General features: G+C 46.9%; 16 protein-coding genes. 1 reads left to right on the top strand and 15 read right to left on the bottom strand.

Annotation, left to right across the window (positions count from 1 at the left end; translation table 11 throughout):
* Positions 1-95: 95 nt before the first annotated feature.
* The 14 genes from MHI51_RS15520 to MHI51_RS15455 form a co-directional block, all read right to left on the bottom strand.
* Entirely contained in the window at positions 96-1,781 is a 1,686-nt protein-coding gene (locus tag MHI51_RS15520) for a hypothetical protein (RefSeq protein ID WP_076218969.1), read from the bottom strand.
* Between the two features lie 30 nt (positions 1,782-1,811).
* A complete protein-coding gene (locus tag MHI51_RS15515; protein WP_076218970.1) occupies positions 1,812-2,708 on the bottom strand; it encodes a carbohydrate ABC transporter permease in 897 nt (298 codons plus the stop codon).
* Between the two features lie 6 nt (positions 2,709-2,714).
* Positions 2,715-3,608 (bottom strand): sugar ABC transporter permease, encoded by an 894-nt coding sequence (locus MHI51_RS15510; RefSeq protein WP_081383282.1) that lies wholly within the window; start codon positions 3,606-3,608, stop codon positions 2,715-2,717.
* 207 nt (positions 3,609-3,815) lie between these two features.
* A complete protein-coding gene (locus tag MHI51_RS15505; protein ID WP_076125544.1) occupies positions 3,816-5,162 on the bottom strand; it encodes an LLM class flavin-dependent oxidoreductase in 1,347 nt (448 codons plus the stop codon).
* 75 nt (positions 5,163-5,237) lie between these two features.
* On the bottom strand, positions 5,238-5,717 hold the full coding sequence (locus MHI51_RS15500) for a DinB family protein (RefSeq protein ID WP_076218971.1): 480 nt from the start codon (positions 5,715-5,717) through the stop codon (positions 5,238-5,240).
* Positions 5,717-6,889 (bottom strand): N-methyl-L-tryptophan oxidase, encoded by a 1,173-nt coding sequence (solA, locus tag MHI51_RS15495; protein ID WP_076218972.1) that lies wholly within the window; start codon positions 6,887-6,889, stop codon positions 5,717-5,719. The genes MHI51_RS15500 and solA overlap by 1 nt, the downstream gene beginning before the upstream one ends.
* Complete coding sequence (locus MHI51_RS15490; RefSeq protein ID WP_076218973.1) at positions 6,886-8,067, bottom strand: amidohydrolase; 1,182 nt, start codon at positions 8,065-8,067, stop codon at positions 6,886-6,888. Before MHI51_RS15490 ends, solA begins: the two co-directional genes overlap by 4 nt.
* 53 nt (positions 8,068-8,120) lie before the next feature.
* Positions 8,121-9,137, bottom strand: coding sequence for an LLM class flavin-dependent oxidoreductase (locus MHI51_RS15485; RefSeq protein WP_076125550.1), 1,017 nt, complete (start codon positions 9,135-9,137; stop codon positions 8,121-8,123).
* An 11-nt stretch (positions 9,138-9,148) separates the two neighbouring features.
* Positions 9,149-9,901 (bottom strand): amino acid ABC transporter ATP-binding protein, encoded by a 753-nt coding sequence (locus MHI51_RS15480; protein WP_076125552.1) that lies wholly within the window; start codon positions 9,899-9,901, stop codon positions 9,149-9,151.
* Positions 9,898-10,608, bottom strand: coding sequence for an amino acid ABC transporter permease (locus tag MHI51_RS15475; RefSeq protein WP_076125553.1), 711 nt, complete (start codon positions 10,606-10,608; stop codon positions 9,898-9,900). Before MHI51_RS15475 ends, MHI51_RS15480 begins: the two co-directional genes overlap by 4 nt.
* Positions 10,605-11,390 (bottom strand): amino acid ABC transporter permease, encoded by a 786-nt coding sequence (locus MHI51_RS15470; protein ID WP_076218974.1) that lies wholly within the window; start codon positions 11,388-11,390, stop codon positions 10,605-10,607. Before MHI51_RS15470 ends, MHI51_RS15475 begins: the two co-directional genes overlap by 4 nt.
* A 34-nt stretch (positions 11,391-11,424) precedes the next feature.
* Positions 11,425-12,282, bottom strand: coding sequence for a transporter substrate-binding domain-containing protein (locus MHI51_RS15465; protein ID WP_076218975.1), 858 nt, complete (start codon positions 12,280-12,282; stop codon positions 11,425-11,427).
* Between the two features lie 4 nt (positions 12,283-12,286).
* A complete protein-coding gene (locus tag MHI51_RS15460; protein ID WP_076218976.1) occupies positions 12,287-12,802 on the bottom strand; it encodes a GNAT family N-acetyltransferase in 516 nt (171 codons plus the stop codon).
* A gap of 119 nt (positions 12,803-12,921) precedes the next feature.
* On the bottom strand, positions 12,922-13,815 hold the full coding sequence (locus MHI51_RS15455; RefSeq protein WP_076276550.1) for a LysR family transcriptional regulator: 894 nt from the start codon (positions 13,813-13,815) through the stop codon (positions 12,922-12,924).
* 294 nt (positions 13,816-14,109) lie between these two features.
* Here MHI51_RS15455 and MHI51_RS15450 point away from each other — a divergent pair, with 294 nt between their 5' ends.
* On the top strand, positions 14,110-14,649 hold the full coding sequence (locus MHI51_RS15450; RefSeq protein WP_076218978.1) for a GNAT family N-acetyltransferase: 540 nt from the start codon (positions 14,110-14,112) through the stop codon (positions 14,647-14,649).
* A gap of 104 nt (positions 14,650-14,753) precedes the next feature.
* Here MHI51_RS15450 and MHI51_RS15445 read toward each other — a convergent pair whose 3' ends face one another.
* A complete protein-coding gene (locus MHI51_RS15445; protein ID WP_405173077.1) occupies positions 14,754-16,691 on the bottom strand; it encodes a hypothetical protein in 1,938 nt (645 codons plus the stop codon).
* Positions 16,692-16,860: the final 169 nt, after the last annotated feature.

The raw sequence follows: 16,860 nt of genomic DNA, 5'->3' as shown, positions 1-16,860 counted from the left end.
CCCCATGAAGTGCAAAGGGAGCCCCCTCCAAGTGAGAGGTGCTCCATTAATTTTTTATCGTTTACGATCCGCGACTGAAAGAGCATCACGGTTGTCTATTGCAAGGCTGTTACTTCCTTCTTGTACGTATCCAGCCACTCCTGCTTGACTTCACTCCAGTGCCCACGCTTCTCTAGTGCTGCTTGGAAATCGCTCCAATTCTTTTCGAATTGCCCCTCGTCTTTGGCCATTAAAAGCTTGGCTCGATATTCCTTGCGGATATTTTCGATCTCCGGTGAATATTTCTCCCATGCGCCGCCCTGTTTCATCTGGAATAGATCATAAGGCTCTGCCACGCGGATCGTTCCCATTTTGCCGATAGCTTCAGTGAACTTAATGGTCTTAGCAGCTCCGGCTTTTCCTGCATCCTCTGTGTTCCACCATGGGTACCATTCATTGCTGTAAGAGGCAGTCATGTAAAGCTCAGGGGTGACTTTAGCTTTTTGTGCGGTGTCTCCGGAATTGCGGCTCGTCTTGTAGGTTTCGTCTGTGAATTTCCATTTGCCCAACGGTTGATCAATCCAATCCCAGTATAATCCCGCCGGTCCTTCATTAATGACCTGCTGCTGCTCGGGTTTTGGCTGCAAGGTATAATCGAAGAATTTCAGAATAGCTTCCAGATTTTTAGTTTTTTCACTAACATAGACATCATAGCCTGGATTCGGATTGGTAACCTGGTTAATTCCGACTTTCTCTACACCATCCACTTTAGGAAAAGGGATCGCTTCGTAAAACCACCCTGGCTCTGTTGGGCCGTCCAATGTCTCCCAGGCTGAGGCAGGAATGTTCCAGAAGCTGCCGACATTGAAGGCAATACGACCCGATTTGTTCTTTTCTGTATACTGTTCTCTTTTGCTGGTGACGACCTCTGGATCGATCAACTTCTCCTGGTACATCTTGTTCATCCATTGATAAGCTGCTTTATAATTGGGATCGTCGTAAGCGAATACAAAATCATCGCCGCGTTTGTCAACGCCATTACCTGCTGTAGTCACCCCGAATGCTGTCAAAATCGCGTTTTCATCGCTCCAGCCCAGATTATCACTAGTGTCCATCAGGAATGATAGAGGAATAAGCGATTTGCCGGAAGCATCCTTCTCTTCTGCAGCTTTCCGAAGGAAGGTCTCAACTCCTTCTAACGTTGCTAAGTCCTCTTTGGTCATACCTGTTTTCTCCAGCACATCACTTCTGACAATCCAGGCTTGAGATGCCCAGCCTGGCCACGGATCTTCCGGGTTTTGGTCAAACCAGGTAGGAATGGACCAGATATGACCCTCATTATCCTTCATAAGTTCCAGATACTGCTTTGGAATAGACGCCAGTCCTGGATATTTGTCAGGCATGTCGAAATACTGCTCTAGCGGCATAAGCTGTTTCGACCGGTTCATCGCGCTTTTGACCGTTTCGTTTCGGCTGAAGATAGCTGCATCTTCAAAGCCGCCTGTGTTTATCTTCAAATTAAGTGCAGTCATTGCGTCGCCTTGAGTGGTTTCCAGCTTCACATTTACTCCAGGCTCCTGTTCACGCCAATATTTCTGGACCAAACTATCATTATTGATGGTTGCCGTCCATCCAAGCCAGAGATTAAAGGAAGTCGAGCCACTGGCGGGCTGGTTACTTGACGTTTCATTGTCGCTTCCAGGCTTGTTCGCAGTATTCCCACCTGATCCGGAGCATCCGGCAATAGACATCAGTAAGGTTGCTGCAGCCAAAGCGGCTAGACCCGTTTTTTTGAATATCATTGATTTTTCCCCCTGTTCTATTATTGAAAATCAACCTTTTACTGACCCTACAAGAACTCCTTTCACAAAATATTTCTGCAGGAACGGATACACGCACAGGATGGGGATTGCACTCACCATAACGACTGCCATCTTAATCGACATCAGCGTAATGTTCTGCATTTGTGAGCTTCTCGCCAAAGCCTCCTGATTGGTATTCGAGCCAAGGACAGCGGATAAATCCTGTGCAGCGAGCAATTGCTGCAGGAAGGTCTGCACCGGAATCAGGTTCTGCTTCGTGACGAAGAAAGCACCGGCGAACCAGTCATTCCAGTGTCCCACTGCGGTAAACAATCCAAGTGCGGCAAGCATAGGTTGAGAGAGTGGAATAATAATCTGAATCAGAGTACGAACAGGACCGGCTCCATCTAGTTCAGCGGATTCTACCAGAGCTTCAGGGATTCCCTGTATAAACTTCAGCATGACAAACATGTTCCAGACCGAGAACAGCCCGGGGAAAATATACACCCAGAACGTGTTGATAAGCCCGAGATTATTAAGCTGAATATAGAAAGGAACCAGTCCTCCACTGAATAACATGGTTAAAAGAACATAGCCTAGTATCGTGCTTCTTAATGGAAGACCGCGGTAGGACAAGCCAAAGGCCACCAGAAGTGTGACGATAAGTCCTGCGAATGTGCCAATGACTGTCCTAGCGATTGTAATTAGATAAGACTGGCGGATAATCTCATTTCCTAATACAATCTCATAATTAATTAATGTGAAATTCTTGGGCCATAGATACACGCCACCTTTGGCCGCACTTGCACCGTCATTCAGTGAGATAGCCAGCATGTACAGGAATGGATATAGTACAGACAAGCACAGACCGGCCAGTACTATGACGATGACGTATTGAGCTATTTTTTCACCTCTGCTGAGCTTCATATACCATCACCATAATCCTTCACCATTTATTTTTCTGGATAACTGATTAGTCGAAACAACCAATATCAAACTGATCACTGAGGATAACAATCCCACTGCGGTCGCCATCCCAAAATATCCCTGCTGCAATCCGTTGCGGATGATATACGTATCCAGTACATCCGCGACCCCTTGATTAGCAGAATTCATCAGCGGATAAATCTGATCCATCCCTACTGAAATCAGGCTTGGGATACTCAGAATTAGCACAATCGATATTGTCGGTAGAATACCCGGGAAGGTGATATGCCGAATCTGGGCTAGCTTTCCTGCACCCTCTACTTTGGCGGATTCATACAATTGCGGATCAATCGTTGTGATCGCAGCCAAATAGAGAATCGTGTTCCAGCCGGTCTCTTTCCACAAGCCGCTTAATATAACCATGGGCCGGAACCACTCCGTGGAACCTAGAAAAAATACAGGATCACCGCCTGCTTTCTCGATGAACTGATTGACCAGCCCACCATCCAATGTCAGAAAAGACTGCAGGATGTAAGCGACTACAATCCATGAGAAAAAATGTGGCAAATAGCTGACCGATTGCACGAATCGCTTAAATACAGGCCGGGTTACCTCGTTAATCACCAGTGCCAGTAGAATCGGTGCCGGGAATCCGAAGATGAACTTAAGCACAGATATATATAACGTATTTTTGACGACAGTTAAAAACTGGGGATCTTGCAGGAAAGAAAAGTTGTCTAATCCCACCCATGTGCTGTTCCAGATCGAGGTGCCAATCTGAAAGTCGCGGAAGGCGACCTGAATCCCTGCCATCGGAATATAGCTGAACAGAAATAGCAACAGCACTCCCGGAAGAATCATTAAATATTGCCATCGGTACTTGTAGAACTTAGCGTACAATTTACATCCCTCCTTGATATTTCTATCATAAGGTGCAGCGGGAACCCTGCCTATATAACAGTGATTGGTTATCTATTGCTCTGATTGGTTCTTTAAAGCGCTTACTTTGTTAGACAAGCTCCGCGCGCACGCAAATAAACGCAGCCTTAAACGGCTGCGTTACATTTTTTATGACGAAAGCTAATTATTCGATTCAAATTATTATTGTTAATGTACGGCTTTTTGCCCTACCGGTTGTGAAGCCTTGGAATAGCGGTTCTCTGGCAATGGAATACCGAGATTTCCACGCAGGGTGCTACTTTCGTATTCAGTGCGGAACAGGCCCCGCTCTTGCAGAATCGGCACTACCCGATCCACGAATTCCTCCAGTCCATTAGGAACAGCAGCTGCGATCATAAATCCGTCTGCTCCTCCACCCTCAAACCAGGTTTGAATCTGATCAGCCACTTGCTCAGGTGTGCCAATAAAGCTGCTGCGCGGGGTAGCGGATTGTAAGGCGACCTGTCTTAGTGTTAAGCCTCTCTCCTTCGCGTCCTTTTTGATTTTATCCGTGCCGCTCTGAAAACTATTGCGCCCCAACTCGCCAAGCTCAGGGAACGGTTCATCCAGCGGATATTGCGAGAAATCATGATGCTCGAAGAATCTGCCCAAATAGTTCAGTGCATTCTCAATCGTCACGAGACCAGCAACCTCCTGATATTTACGCTCTGCTTCCTCTGATGTGTCGCCAATGATTGGTGCAATACCAGGAAAGATCAGCACCTCATTCGGATCCCGGCCAAATGAAGCTACCCGTGTCTTAACATCGCTATAGAATGCCTGGGCATCTTCTAGCGTTTCGTGGCCAGTGAAGATAGCATCCGCTTCCTTTGAGGCGTAATTTTTACCAACTTCTGAGGAACCTGCCTGAAACACGACTGGCTGCCCCTGCTTCGAACGAGCAATATTGAGCGGTCCTTTCACGGAGAAGAACTCTCCTTGATGGTCCAGGGTATGCATTTTTTGCGGATCAAAGAATACACCTGTTTCTTTGTCTCGAACAAACGCATCATCCTCCCAGGAATCCCATAATCCGCGGGTCACCTGCAAATATTCGGTAGCAATACGGTAACGCTTGCCATGGTCAGGATGCTCTGTTTTGCTGTAATTCGAGGCAGAGCCTTCCAGTGGTGAAGTCACCACATTCCAGCCGGCCCGGCCACCGCTGATTACATCCAGTGAGCCGAATTGACGCGCGACGGTAAACGGTTCACTGTAGGAGGTGGACAGGGTACCAACCAGACCGATGTTGGTGCTGACGGCGGCGAGTGCGCTAAGAATGGTCAGCGGTTCAAACCGGTTAAGGAAATGCGGAATGGACTTTTCATTAATGTACAAACCGTCTGCGATGAAGATCAGATCCAGCTTGCCTTCTTCTGCCTTCTGTACCCACGCCTTGTATAATTCAAAGTTTACACTTGCATCCGGCTTAGCATCAGGATGGCGCCACATCGACGTGCTGCCTCCTACTCCATGCAGCAGTGCGCCTAGCTTCAGTTGTTTTGGTTTGGTCATGTTCATTCCTCCTAAAAGTTTTGTGAGCATACGATTCCCAGGTTTTACTTCATGCAAAACTAACAATGAAAGTATTCATTGCACGAACGATGCATTGACTGCGCCCTGCTTGATTCGCTCAATCTGACCAAGATGTCTCTCTACATGTGCGGTGAAGCTATGGACGATATCGGAAATTTTAACGTTTTCACCCTTGAAGTTAACCCCGCTTTTCTCCCAATCCTCTGCGCTGAGCCGTTCAAACAATAGACTGTTATAATAAAGCAGGCTGCGGAACAACTCCAGACTATCGGAAGCACTACCACTATTGGCGTACTGGCCGCTGACCCAAGCGTCCTGATTGAAGACTGGCAGCTGCGCAGTTGTAGCAGCGAGAATATCACGTATACGGAACGAAACCACAATGCTGTGATCAGCTAGATGGGCTAAAACCTCAGTAATACTCCAACTCGTTGGTGCTGCCTTCCATTTCAGCTGTTCCTCTGATAACCCTGCGGTTGCATGCACCAGTTGGTTGTGCGTACTTAAAAAATTGCTAATTTGAACTTTGCTCATTAAATCCCCTCCAAAATAAGGCCTGCTTGCGAATGATCAGGTGTAAAACGTGATAACGCAAAAGGTTGAATGTTGTGGTTGGTAGCTCCACTTGTCGCCAAATCAGCAAGTATTTCACCTACAACACTAGAAAATTTAAAACCATGCCCTGAGAACCCTCCGGCTACCAGCACATTGGAGTGGAGCGGATGGCGGTCAATAATGAAATCTTCATCAGGCGTATACTCATATTTGCATACAGAGCCTTTAAGTAATCGGCCAGCTGCACCCGGCATGTAAGTCTCCAGTACTCTTCGGAGGTCTTGCTCATCGCTGGCTTCACTGCCAAAGGGAGCAAGTAGTGTGCCTGGTTTCCATTCCAGCCCCGTATCGTGCCGGCCGATCTTCAGACCGGCTCCAGCAATGCTGGGAAAGCCATAATAGCCACCTTCCTCAGCTCCTAGCGTGAAGCCAGGGAAGTTACCGGCTGCAAAAGCAGGTGAGCTCTCAAACCAGCCCACAACTTTGCGGATCGCCTTGATTGGCAAATGCACAAAAGGCGCTAACGCACCAAACCAGGCTCCGGCACTAAGGATAGCTGACGCTCCGTGATAATCGCCGTTTGTTGTATGAACTGTTACACTGCTTTCGCGGGCGGTGATGTTTACTACCGAAGTGTTCGTCAACAGTTCCGCACCCTGTCCAAGGGCAAGCTGGCGGTAGGCGGTGATACAGCGCTCGCTGTACAAATACCCGGCATCCGGTTCATACATTGCTGCGAATGTTTCCGGAATGTTCAATCCCGGCCAGCGCCGCCGGATCTCTCCGGCATCCAGTTGCTGGACCGGCACCTTCCGTATCTTTGCTTCCGCGAGACGACCGCTAAAGGAATACACTGCACTATCTGCGAGATTCAATACACCCGAGCGGACAAGCAGTTCTATTCCGCTCAACTGCTCAGCTTCTTTCCATAAACGATCTGCCCGCAGAGCCAAATCAATGTAGGCGGGATCACCACTGTAAGCATGCCGGATCAGCCGCGTTTCCCCGTGATGGCTTCCCTGTGTATGTGGAGGATCAAAGGCATCAATTAGCAGCGTCTTCACTCCGCGCCTCGCAAGATAGTAACCGGCACTCATGCCCATCGAGCCTGCGCCGACGATAATTACATCGTAACTGTTATGTTCAGCTATAATTCTGCACCTCCATCGGGACTGTACTGCACTAGGGATCGTACAGCTACATCCGCAAGGAAACGTGCTGCCACAGGGAGTGCGCGTTCATCCAGATTGAAGGCCGGATGATGCCATTCCTGGCTTCCTTCAGTACCTACAAAAACGAACAGTCCGGGTACCACGCGCTGATAGAAGGCGAAATCCTCTCCAGCCAGAGAAAGCTCTGGCTGAATCGCTCGGTAGCCAAGAGCATCGACCGATTCACCTCCAAGCGCTGCTAGGGAGGGATCGTTGATAACCGGAGGTGGCCCTTCTATCCAGCGAACGGTAGCTTCTGCTCCAAGAGCCGCTGCTACACCGACCGCCACTTCCTGAAACCGGTCCAGCACTTTGCTGCGCACCGTTTCATCAAAGGTGCGGATCGTCCCTTCAAGCACCGCTTTTTCGGGGATAATGTTCCATGAATTGCCGCTGTGAATCTGCGTCACACTGACCACCGCACTCTGCAGCGGGCTGACATTGCGACTTACAATGGACTGGAATGCCGTCACAATATGCGAAGCCGCTACAATCGGGTCTATGCCAGCTTCCGGAACGGCAGCATGAGAACTGCCACCCTGCACTTCTATCACAAACCCGTCAGCTGCTGCCATTAAAGGACCACCCTTAATACCGATGGTTCCGACTGGCAGGTCTGGCTTGTTATGCAGCCCGATCACTGCCCGGACGTCTTCTAGTGCCCCGCTAGCAATGATTCGTTGTGCACCCTGCGCCTTCTCCTCGGCTGGTTGGAATAACAGGCGCACCGTTCCCTGTAATTGCTGCTCTCGCTGTTTCAATTGATAGGCGGCACCAATCAAGGCAGCCGTATGGAAATCATGCCCGCAGGCATGCATTTTGCCGGGATATAATGAAGCAAAGGATACTCCGCTTTCCTCCTGGATTGGCAAGGCATCAATATCTGCGCGCAGTGCGATGACCGAACCGGGCTTTTTGCCGCCAATCTCTGCGATCACGCCGGTAGACAGACCGTATTCTACGATCCTGACTCCTGCCCGCTCCAGCAGGGAAATAATATATTCTGTTGTGCCATATTCTTCATTGGACAGTTCCGGGTGCCGGTGCAGATGACGGCGTATCCCGATTAATTCTTCTTCAAGCGCTTCCGCACTCAACTCTTTAGCTTTACTTGTCATTTACAGTCACCCTCCTTTACACGATTTCCTGTGTGATACCGAGCCCGCCCGCTTTATGCCTCTGCCGCCACTTCAGCGATTGCTTCGCTCAGTAGCTCAAAGGATCGGAGCCGTTTGTCAAAGGGCTGTACATTCGTCGTTATGATGAACTCCTCGACACCGGATGCCTCTGAAAGTTCCAACAACTGTTCACGGACAGATGATTTTGTTCCCTTGGTAATCTCCGGTTCCAGCTCTTCAATCGTGTAGGCTTCATTGCTCTGGCGGGCAAATTCCTCCGCCTGTTCCAAGGTCCCTACTGTCAGCTTCTTCCCGCTCGCCAGTTGAATCCGGATCAGCTTATGCGCACCTGCCAGTTCTTTCGCTCCCTCTTCAGTCTCAGCCACCACTAACGCTAAAGCGATAATGGCTTGCGGTTGTCTGCCCTGTGAAGAAGCGAAACCGCTGCGGTAAGCACGAATGGCATCCAGCGCTACCGCCTTATCGCTGTTAATAAACAGGGAGAATACGTAGGGTAACCCCAGTTCAGCGGCAATTTCCGCGCTGCTTACACTCGCGCCAAGGACATACAACTCAGGAGGAATACCAGGAAGGGGACCTGCCTTCAACCCTGCCAGCGGATGGTTTTCTTCGAGGCGGTTATGTACATACTTTTCCAGCTCGATGATTTTGTCCGTCAGGTCTGGGGTTTCAGCTTTTCCCTGCTGTAGTGCCTGTGTGCTACGTGGGAGTCCACCGGGAGCACGTCCCACACCGAGATCCACTCGTCCAGGAGCCAGTGTAGACAGCACATTGAAGTTCTCCGCTACCTTATACGGGCTGTAATGCTGGAGCATGATGCCACCGGAGCCAATGCGGATTCGCTCTGTTTTAGCCAGAAGATGTGAGATAAGTACTTCCGGGGAAGAGCCGGCTACCTGCTCGGAGTCATGATGCTCCGAAACCCAGAACCGGTGGAATCCAAGCTCTTCGGACAATTGTGCCAGCTTGATCGTATGCTGGAATGCTTCCTCCGGCGTTTCTCCCGGATAGATCGGACTTTGATCAAGTACGCTGATTGTAATAGCCATTGTTTTTCCTCCTATATGGAATAGTTAAATTCAGGTGTGATCCGCTTCAGGAACTGCTTCGTTCTTTCTTCGCGCGGATGGTTAAACAGCTCTGCCGGAGTCCCTTCTTCAACAATGACGCCTCCGTCCATAAAAACCACATGATTCGCCACATCGCGAGCAAAGCCCATTTCATGAGTCACCACAATCATTGTGATGCCTTCCTTGGCAATTTTACGGATGACGGCCAGCACCTCACCCACTAACTCTGGGTCCAACGCCGATGTGGGTTCGTCGAACAATATAACCTCCGGCTCGAGCGCCAAGGCACGGGCAATGCCAACCCGCTGCTGCTGGCCTCCGGACAGCTGACTTGGATAGGCGTCCAGCTTGCTGCCAAGACCAACCTTTTCAAGCAGGGCAATACTCCGATTTTTCGCTTCGTCCTTCGGAAGCTTTTTGACAATCAGCAGTCCCTCCATCACGTTCTCCAGCGCGGTTTTATGGCGGAATAAATTGTACTGCTGGAACACCATTGCCGTTTTTTGCCGGAGCAGATGAATCTCCTTTTTGCGGGGATGTTTGCAGTTCACTTTGAAATCGCCGATGGCGATCTCTCCGCTGCTTGGCTTCTCCAGATAATTCACACAGCGTAAAAGTGTCGTTTTGCCTGAGCCGCTGGGACCGAGAATGACGACAACTTCACCCTTCGTCACCGTTAAATCTATATTATTGAGCACCTGATTCCGACCAAATGACTTCGAAATTTGCGCAAGCTTGATCATGCTACTCCACCTCGATTGTACAGATTAATTCTTTTTTCAATCAGCGACGTCACGCGTTCGATTAGGAACGTAAGTCCCCAGAAAATCAGTGCTGCCGCCAGATAAGCCTCAAAAAACTTCCAGTTCGTTGAAGCTACAATTTGCGCCTTAGCATTGATATCCACCACCGAAACGGTAAAAGCAAGGGTAGATCCATGCAGCATACCAATTACCGAATTTGACAGATTAGGCAGACTCGCCGCCAGCGCCTGAGGAAAAACAATCCGCCGCAGTGCCTGGGGTGTGGTCATTCCGATAGAATGGGCAGCTTCCAGCTGACCGCGATCCACAGCAAGCAGACCGGAACGGACAACCTCGGACATATAGGCTCCCGCTGTAATCGAGAACGAAATATAGGCAAAACCGATCATCGGAATGGCTACCGACCTGAAGCTCCAGCCGAACTGCACTGCCAGACCATCGATTAACACGGGAAGTCCAAAATAGATAAGCAAAAGATGCGTCAGCATGGGTGTCCCGCGGATGAACGTAACATAACCGACAGCCAGCGGATACAGCAGCGGAATTCTGTATATCCGGATCAACGCTACAGCCACACCAATCACAAATCCAATGAGTACTGAGACAGCAGTAATAGATAAGGTCACAGGAATTGCACTTAAAATTTGCACCAGAGCAGTCCAGATAAAAGATGGGTCCAGCTTCATAATCCGCTACCTCCTTTACCCGGTCCAAGTTCAGCAATGATGCGGCGGTAGGACCAGCTTTTGTTGATTTTGAACGTTTTTTTCTCCGGTGTATTCCGTTTCTCATGCCGCAGCAGCCGGCGTTCTGCTATAAGCAGCAGTTTCTCGATTGTAAAGCTGATGACCAGATAGATTAGCGCAAGCGCGATATACGTTTCAATAAAGTGCTGAGTTAAGCTGCCTAGCGTCTGTGCTTTACCTGACATTTCCATCACCCCAAGAGTAAAGGCCAATGACGTATCTTTCAGTAGAGCAATCACCAGATTGGAGAATACCGGAACTGCGATTCCGAGCGCCTGCGGCAGCACGATTCGCGTAAAGGCTTGAAACCCCGTCATCCCTGTAGCATAAGCAGCCTCTACCTGCCCCTTATCCACCGCCATTACAGAAGCCCGGATCATTTCGGACATGTATGCCCCCGTATGCAGCCCGTAAGTAAGAATCACAAAAACAAGCACCGGAGTCCGGGTCATATCGACATGAACCAGCTTCATAATTTCGGGCAGACCATAATAAAACAAGAAGAGCTGGATAAGAATCGGAGTTCCCCGAAAAAAAGAAATATAGATTTCGGAGATGGTTTTTAACACAGGCACTTTATAAAGTCTTGGCAGAGCTACGAGAAAGCCGACAAGAATTCCTGTCAGTAGAGAACAGGCGACAATCAGAAGCGTGGTGCTTAAAGTCCCTAGTAACTTAGGCAAAAACGAAAATACAAAGCTGATATCAAACTGTGCGCCCATATATTCCCCCCCCTTCCCGTGCTCACCGGCTCAATCATTTCACCGAATCCGCTGTAACATCCGCACCCAACCATTCCGTACTAAGCTTGCCTAGTGTGCCGTCTGTCTTCAGCTCTTTAATCGCACTGTCAATCGCATCTGACAGATTTTGTGAATCGGCATCATCCTTACGGAAAACATAGAGAATGTCCGCGGAGGATAGCTCGTCGCCCGTTGCTTTTAGCTGACTCTGCGGATCAATGATCGGCAGGACAAAATCTGCAGCCAGCGTAGCGTCCACACGCCCAGTACTAATCTGTGCGACGGTATCATTCGCTGCACCATTCTGATACACGATATCAATCGCATTGTCATTCTCTTTATTGTAGTTCTCGAGTATTTGTGCTTGTGCACTCGTTGCACCTACAAGCACCTTTTTCCCTTTGAGATCATCAAGCGATTGGATTGAATTATTATCCTTTGCCACTACAATGCGGTTTCTCCAGTGGGCATAGGCTTCTTTGTTAAAAGAGTATTTCAGCTCCCGTTCCGGATTTTTCTCCATGACATGGGCGACCAAATCGATTTTTTTGGTTTCCAGGCTCAGCAGCAGATTGCTGAAATCCATGGTTTGAAATTCGAATTCATATTCTGGCAGCTGCTTATCGATTTCTTTGAGCAGTTCCACATCAAATCCGGTGAGTTTGCCGTTCTCATCTATGAAGCAGACTTTCGGAAAAGCAGTACCCGTGCCCACAATGATCTTAGTTACCTTTGCCGAATCCTTTGCCGGTGCCGCAGCTTCTGCTGCATTTCCATTCTGATTGCTGCTAGCGCTGTTACTGTTGTTTCCGCAGCCGGCAATCGCCAGTGTCAATACCGATGCAAATACTAGTAAAATGGACTTTTTCATTGTTTTATCCCCTTTGTATGAACTGTGGTTTGTCTGTAAGTGTTTTTTTCATCAGATACATAATGCCGTCACCGTTCTGCTGATCCAGTTCTAAAAACCGTTCGTACCCCCGGCGTTCATACATTTGAACCAACCACGGATGTTTCTTCGCCGTTGCCAGCGTGACTGCAGCCGAACCTAACTGACCAGCAATAATGTTCTCTTCCACCCAATCCAAAAGTTTTCCACCATAACCTCTGTTACTGTAATCTGGATGGGCAGCAAACCATTTGATAAAAGGCAATGGGCTAATCTTCTTAATCTCTTCTTCTTTTGAATGGGTTATGGTCGCAACTATCGTTCTGTCAACTTCAAGCACATAACACTCATTCGTAGCTATATTGTCTTCAATAAGCGCCAAGTCGGCTGTGGCCGCCGGCCAATGCAGTCCGAGTTCACGAATCAGCTGATAGGCACGATATGTAACATCTAGCAATTGCTCCGCATCCTTCAGTTCTGCCAGCCTGTATACCTCACTCATCACATGCCCTCCAGCCTTTCGAAAATTAACTTTATAATCCCTATCGAAATAGTCGTGATTATATGCAATTAACTTTATCACTGCATGTGTCCATGCGCTAATAGAGTTTTTTAATACATCTATACAATTAGTCGATCTCCCACTTTACCAATCCCCAGTTCTAGCAGGGTTTTGATGAATTCTGCGTTCTCTCCATTTAGCGAAATCAGGCTGGTTCGTAAGGAGATGCCTTCCGTCTCCGCAATATCCACCCGGATCAGCGACCCAACCGCCACTTCCTCCTGCACACTGAGGGCGGGAAGGAAACAGATGCCTGCTTTTTTCAATACCAGCTTTTTGGCTGTCTCCAGGTTATCTACCTGATATTCAATCTTCGGTGGCTGTTCCATACTCTCAAATACACGATGCAGCCGCATCCAATCCAAAGATCCGCATTCAAAAAAAACCAACGTCTCCTGGCGGATATCCTCCAGTGAAGCCCGCTGTGCTTCAGCAAAGCGGTGTCCCTCATGTACATACAGTGAGATGGGGTCCTCGCAGAATGGAAAGGTTTGAATTGCCGGATTTACGACCTTACGAATAAAAGCCAAATCAAGCTCCTTCGATTTTAACTTTTCAGTCAATACTTCCGTAGAAGCTGTCATCAGCTTGATTGTGATATGAGGATATCTGCGCTTTAAATGAAGCATCAGATGGGGCATTAAATAATTGGAAACCGAGACCGTACTGCCGATTCTCAGTTCATTTGGAATGTGCCCCTTAGCCTGAACCTGATATTTTCCGTTCTGATAAATCTGGAGAATCTGCTGGGCATAGGGTAGAAACTGTTTACCTTTATCCGTCAGGTTAATCTGCTTCCCCAACCGATCAAACACTTTGCAATCCAGTTCCCTTTCTAGCGATTGAATCCGGGCCGTTACTGTCGGCTGTGAGATATATAGGACTTCGGCCGCTTTATTGAAGCTTCCATAATGATTGATGTAGACAAAGGCCTCAATATTTTCAATGTTCATCCCTAATCCCCCTATGCTTTTATTAATTTTACTATTCCGATGAAAAAACAATGAATTATAGCGATGCTTTCCTATAGATTTTGTTTATATCTTAGTCATCACCCTATTTTTTGTCAACAATTAATTCCATGTAAATCAATCGGATTTTGAATCAAACGTTATGTTTATTTCATATAGAACTTTTCTATTCCTATATCAGAATTATAAAACACCTCTTATTCCACTGGGAATTATCATATATAATAATTTCATTCGAATGAACATTACATTTGTCTGAAAGGGGATAGCGAAAACATGTCACAAAAGATCATTATCCGTGAAGCTGAGAATAAAGATCGTAATGCTATCGCCAAAGTGCTGTTAGATGCATACCACCAATATTCGGAGATCATGCCTGAGCCGTTGTGGCTGGAGTATCGGAAATCGCTTCTTGATTCCGTTCATGGTGATACCCCGCTCGTACGGATCATCGCTGAAATCGACAAGAAAATCGTTGGTAGCGCACTCTTGTTCAGCTCCTCGGAAACGGCTTACGGGAAACCGGAGCTAGGGATTCACTCCCCTATCCTACGTCTGCTAGCCGTATCTCCATCCGCTCGTGGTCTTGGCGTTGCAACCCTTCTGATTCGCGATGCTGCACGGAGATCACTACAGTTGGGTGCCACCACCTTGAACCTGCACACCTCGGAAATGATGTCTTCAGCCATCAAACTGTACCAGCGCTTAGGCTTTAATCGTGCGTATGAGACCGATCTTATGAACGGTGACACTCTAGTACAAGGCTTCCGGCTAGACCTGCTGTCCTCCGTCCGTTCTACAGCGGGACAAATATAGAATTCGAGAATTCTTAAATATTTGTCTTTTAAATATAAAAAGAAGCCTCGGAAAGCTTCCCCAATGATCTTGTGTGATCGTTACGGTGAACTCCCGAGGCTTATTTATTTTTCTTTTTTATAAGTGATTTCTTTAAAACTCACAGTGATTTTTCCCGTATTATCGGCATCGCCCATTCGAAGATCTGTAGTAACGGTAGCACGGGAAGGGATGGACGAAAAGCTTGCCCCCTTCTGCTTCTTTTTTACATCATAGAGATAATAAGAAACATCCTTAACATTAAGCCCTACATTATCCTTGTGTATAAGTTCTACAGTATAGGATTTTATCACGGCTACATTAGCGTCCATCCACCCCACAACTTCAATAGCTGTATCTTCATGGTTGCCTTCAGTCTTAATGGAGCCGATGGAAAGACCATCCTGATTATAAAAATTAATTTTTTGTGCAGCTATTTTCAGATAATCGATATCGATGTCAAGAATTCGGTTTTCGTTGACTTCTGCTGTATCCATCCAGGCAATCGTGCCCGCCGGGTTCCACTTTATTTTCTCAGAAGGCACATATTGCTCTAGTGGTAACGGAACAGTACGAAGAGAAACTCCTTTATTATCGTAAAAGGTTAATTCGCCGCTCTCATCATCATGTACAAATCTTTTAAAAGTTGGTGAGAGGAACAGGGATGGCGCCCCGGTCGTCGAATGTGGGATTACGCGATATTTCAGAAGATGGACATCGTCCTTTCCTGTTTTCAGATCAAAGATCCATACATTGCCGAGATAACTCTGCATAAACAATTTTTGCTCATCAGCTTTCCATTGAAATTTATAAATGTAATCATAATCATCAGAAAGCGGCCAGAAGTTTTCCCGAAGTCGTTCAATCTTTCCTGTAAGAACATTATATGAGGACAAATGATATTGCCCAGCTTTTTTCGTCACATCCGATTCCAGAAATAATAGATGATCCTCATCCAGCGGGATTAGCATATTATAGTTGCTCATAAAAGCATTATTCCATCGATTATTGGAATCGTTGAGCTCGTCGCTCCATTTCACCTTTACCTCATCCGAAGCAGGATCATGGGCTAACAAAGCGTTGACAGCATTATGGTCGCCATAGAAAAGATGAATGGTATGATAAGCGATTCCTTGCAGTTCAACTACTTCTCCACCGTTTAATAGATAGTTATTTTCGGATAGGCCAATCGGTTTGGCCACCAGATCTCCAATAGAGTTCCGTTCTGTATTAAACTCCAAACCATTAAATTTTGCTTCCGAGAACAGAATCTTTTTTAACTTGGCAGTTGATTCGTTAGTAAGTGTGTAGCCTGTATCCGTTTTGTTCACATTCATTAACATGCCTTGCTCGCTTGTCTCGTTAATCCATAAATGAAAGGCATATTTATTATTATCTGAAATTAGAACGATATCGTAGTTAGGCGTTGCGGTATTTAAATTTCCTGGTATTTGTTCAGCGGTACGGATGGCTCGGACGAAAGTATCTATGGTTTCATGATCTGTATATTCATCCTTTATGTTTGCATTCACTGAACCATGTGCTAGAGCGTTTGCTAATGTGATTCGCTTGATGGTCTCATCTATCTTTAGATTATCGGATTCTACATGCTGATCATTTGATTGAAATAAGTTAAGCAAAGCAGCCTTATCCGTTTCAGATAACTTGTAATGCCCATTTACTCCTGATTTGGTGAAAAGACCATTATTATTGCCCATAATCCAGAATGAGAATTTTTCGTTTTCTTTATTCTTCAATTCAACAATAGCCTCATAATCAGGTGCTGCAATATCAAGCTTCGCGTTGTCATACTCAGCAGTATGTATAGCTTTATTGAAACGTTCTATTAGCTTTTGGTCCGTTATGGTTATTAATCCGCCGCTATCATTATGGATTGTAATGGAGTCCACAGAACTCAGATCGATTAGCGTTTGATTCCCTTTATCTTTATTCCCTGTATTGGTACATCCAACAAAGATTATTGAAATAACTGCTAAAAGGGCTAGTAGATTTAACTTTTTCATATAGGCTCTCCCTTCTTATTCTCTCTTCTTTGACGCCGGATAGAGGATAAAGTTGCAAAAAATGAGATTTTACACCTATTTAAAAAGATCTAATTAAGCCAAATCTAGCCTGTAACCATTGGATCTGATTCTTGGCCTGAACAAAAGTACAGTGTTTATAGCGATAAAA

The sequence above is a fragment of the Paenibacillus sp. FSL H8-0260 genome (assembly GCF_045040625.1).
Classification (GTDB): Bacteria; Bacillota; Bacilli; order Paenibacillales; family Paenibacillaceae; genus Paenibacillus_AQ; species Paenibacillus_AQ odorifer.
Note: the sequence above shows the minus strand (reverse complement) of the source record. Positions and strands in the feature narration are given on the sequence as shown.

Bases quoted from the DNA above. Each gene is read 5' to 3' on its own strand.
- MHI51_RS15475 (WP_076125553.1), bottom strand. From the start codon at position 10,608: ATGAAGCTGGACCCATCTTTTATCTGGACTGCTCTGGTGCAAATTTTA.
- MHI51_RS15465 (WP_076218975.1), bottom strand. From the start codon at position 12,282: ATGAAAAAGTCCATTTTACTAGTATTTGCATCGGTATTGACACTGGCG.
- MHI51_RS15515 (WP_076218970.1), bottom strand. From the start codon at position 2,708: ATGAAGCTCAGCAGAGGTGAAAAAATAGCTCAATACGTCATCGTCATA.
- MHI51_RS15445 (WP_405173077.1), bottom strand. From the start codon at position 16,691: ATGAAAAAGTTAAATCTACTAGCCCTTTTAGCAGTTATTTCAATAATC.
- MHI51_RS15460 (WP_076218976.1), bottom strand. From the start codon at position 12,802: ATGAGTGAGGTATACAGGCTGGCAGAACTGAAGGATGCGGAGCAATTG.
- MHI51_RS15505 (WP_076125544.1), bottom strand. From the start codon at position 5,162: ATGACCAAACCAAAACAACTGAAGCTAGGCGCACTGCTGCATGGAGTA.
- MHI51_RS15450 (WP_076218978.1), top strand. From the start codon at position 14,110: ATGTCACAAAAGATCATTATCCGTGAAGCTGAGAATAAAGATCGTAAT.
- MHI51_RS15485 (WP_076125550.1), bottom strand. From the start codon at position 9,137: ATGGCTATTACAATCAGCGTACTTGATCAAAGTCCGATCTATCCGGGA.
- MHI51_RS15490 (WP_076218973.1), bottom strand. From the start codon at position 8,067: ATGACAAGTAAAGCTAAAGAGTTGAGTGCGGAAGCGCTTGAAGAAGAA.
- MHI51_RS15470 (WP_076218974.1), bottom strand. From the start codon at position 11,390: ATGGGCGCACAGTTTGATATCAGCTTTGTATTTTCGTTTTTGCCTAAG.
- MHI51_RS15500 (WP_076218971.1), bottom strand. From the start codon at position 5,717: ATGAGCAAAGTTCAAATTAGCAATTTTTTAAGTACGCACAACCAACTG.
- MHI51_RS15480 (WP_076125552.1), bottom strand. From the start codon at position 9,901: ATGATCAAGCTTGCGCAAATTTCGAAGTCATTTGGTCGGAATCAGGTG.
- MHI51_RS15520 (WP_076218969.1), bottom strand. From the start codon at position 1,781: ATGATATTCAAAAAAACGGGTCTAGCCGCTTTGGCTGCAGCAACCTTA.
- MHI51_RS15455 (WP_076276550.1), bottom strand. From the start codon at position 13,815: ATGAACATTGAAAATATTGAGGCCTTTGTCTACATCAATCATTATGGA.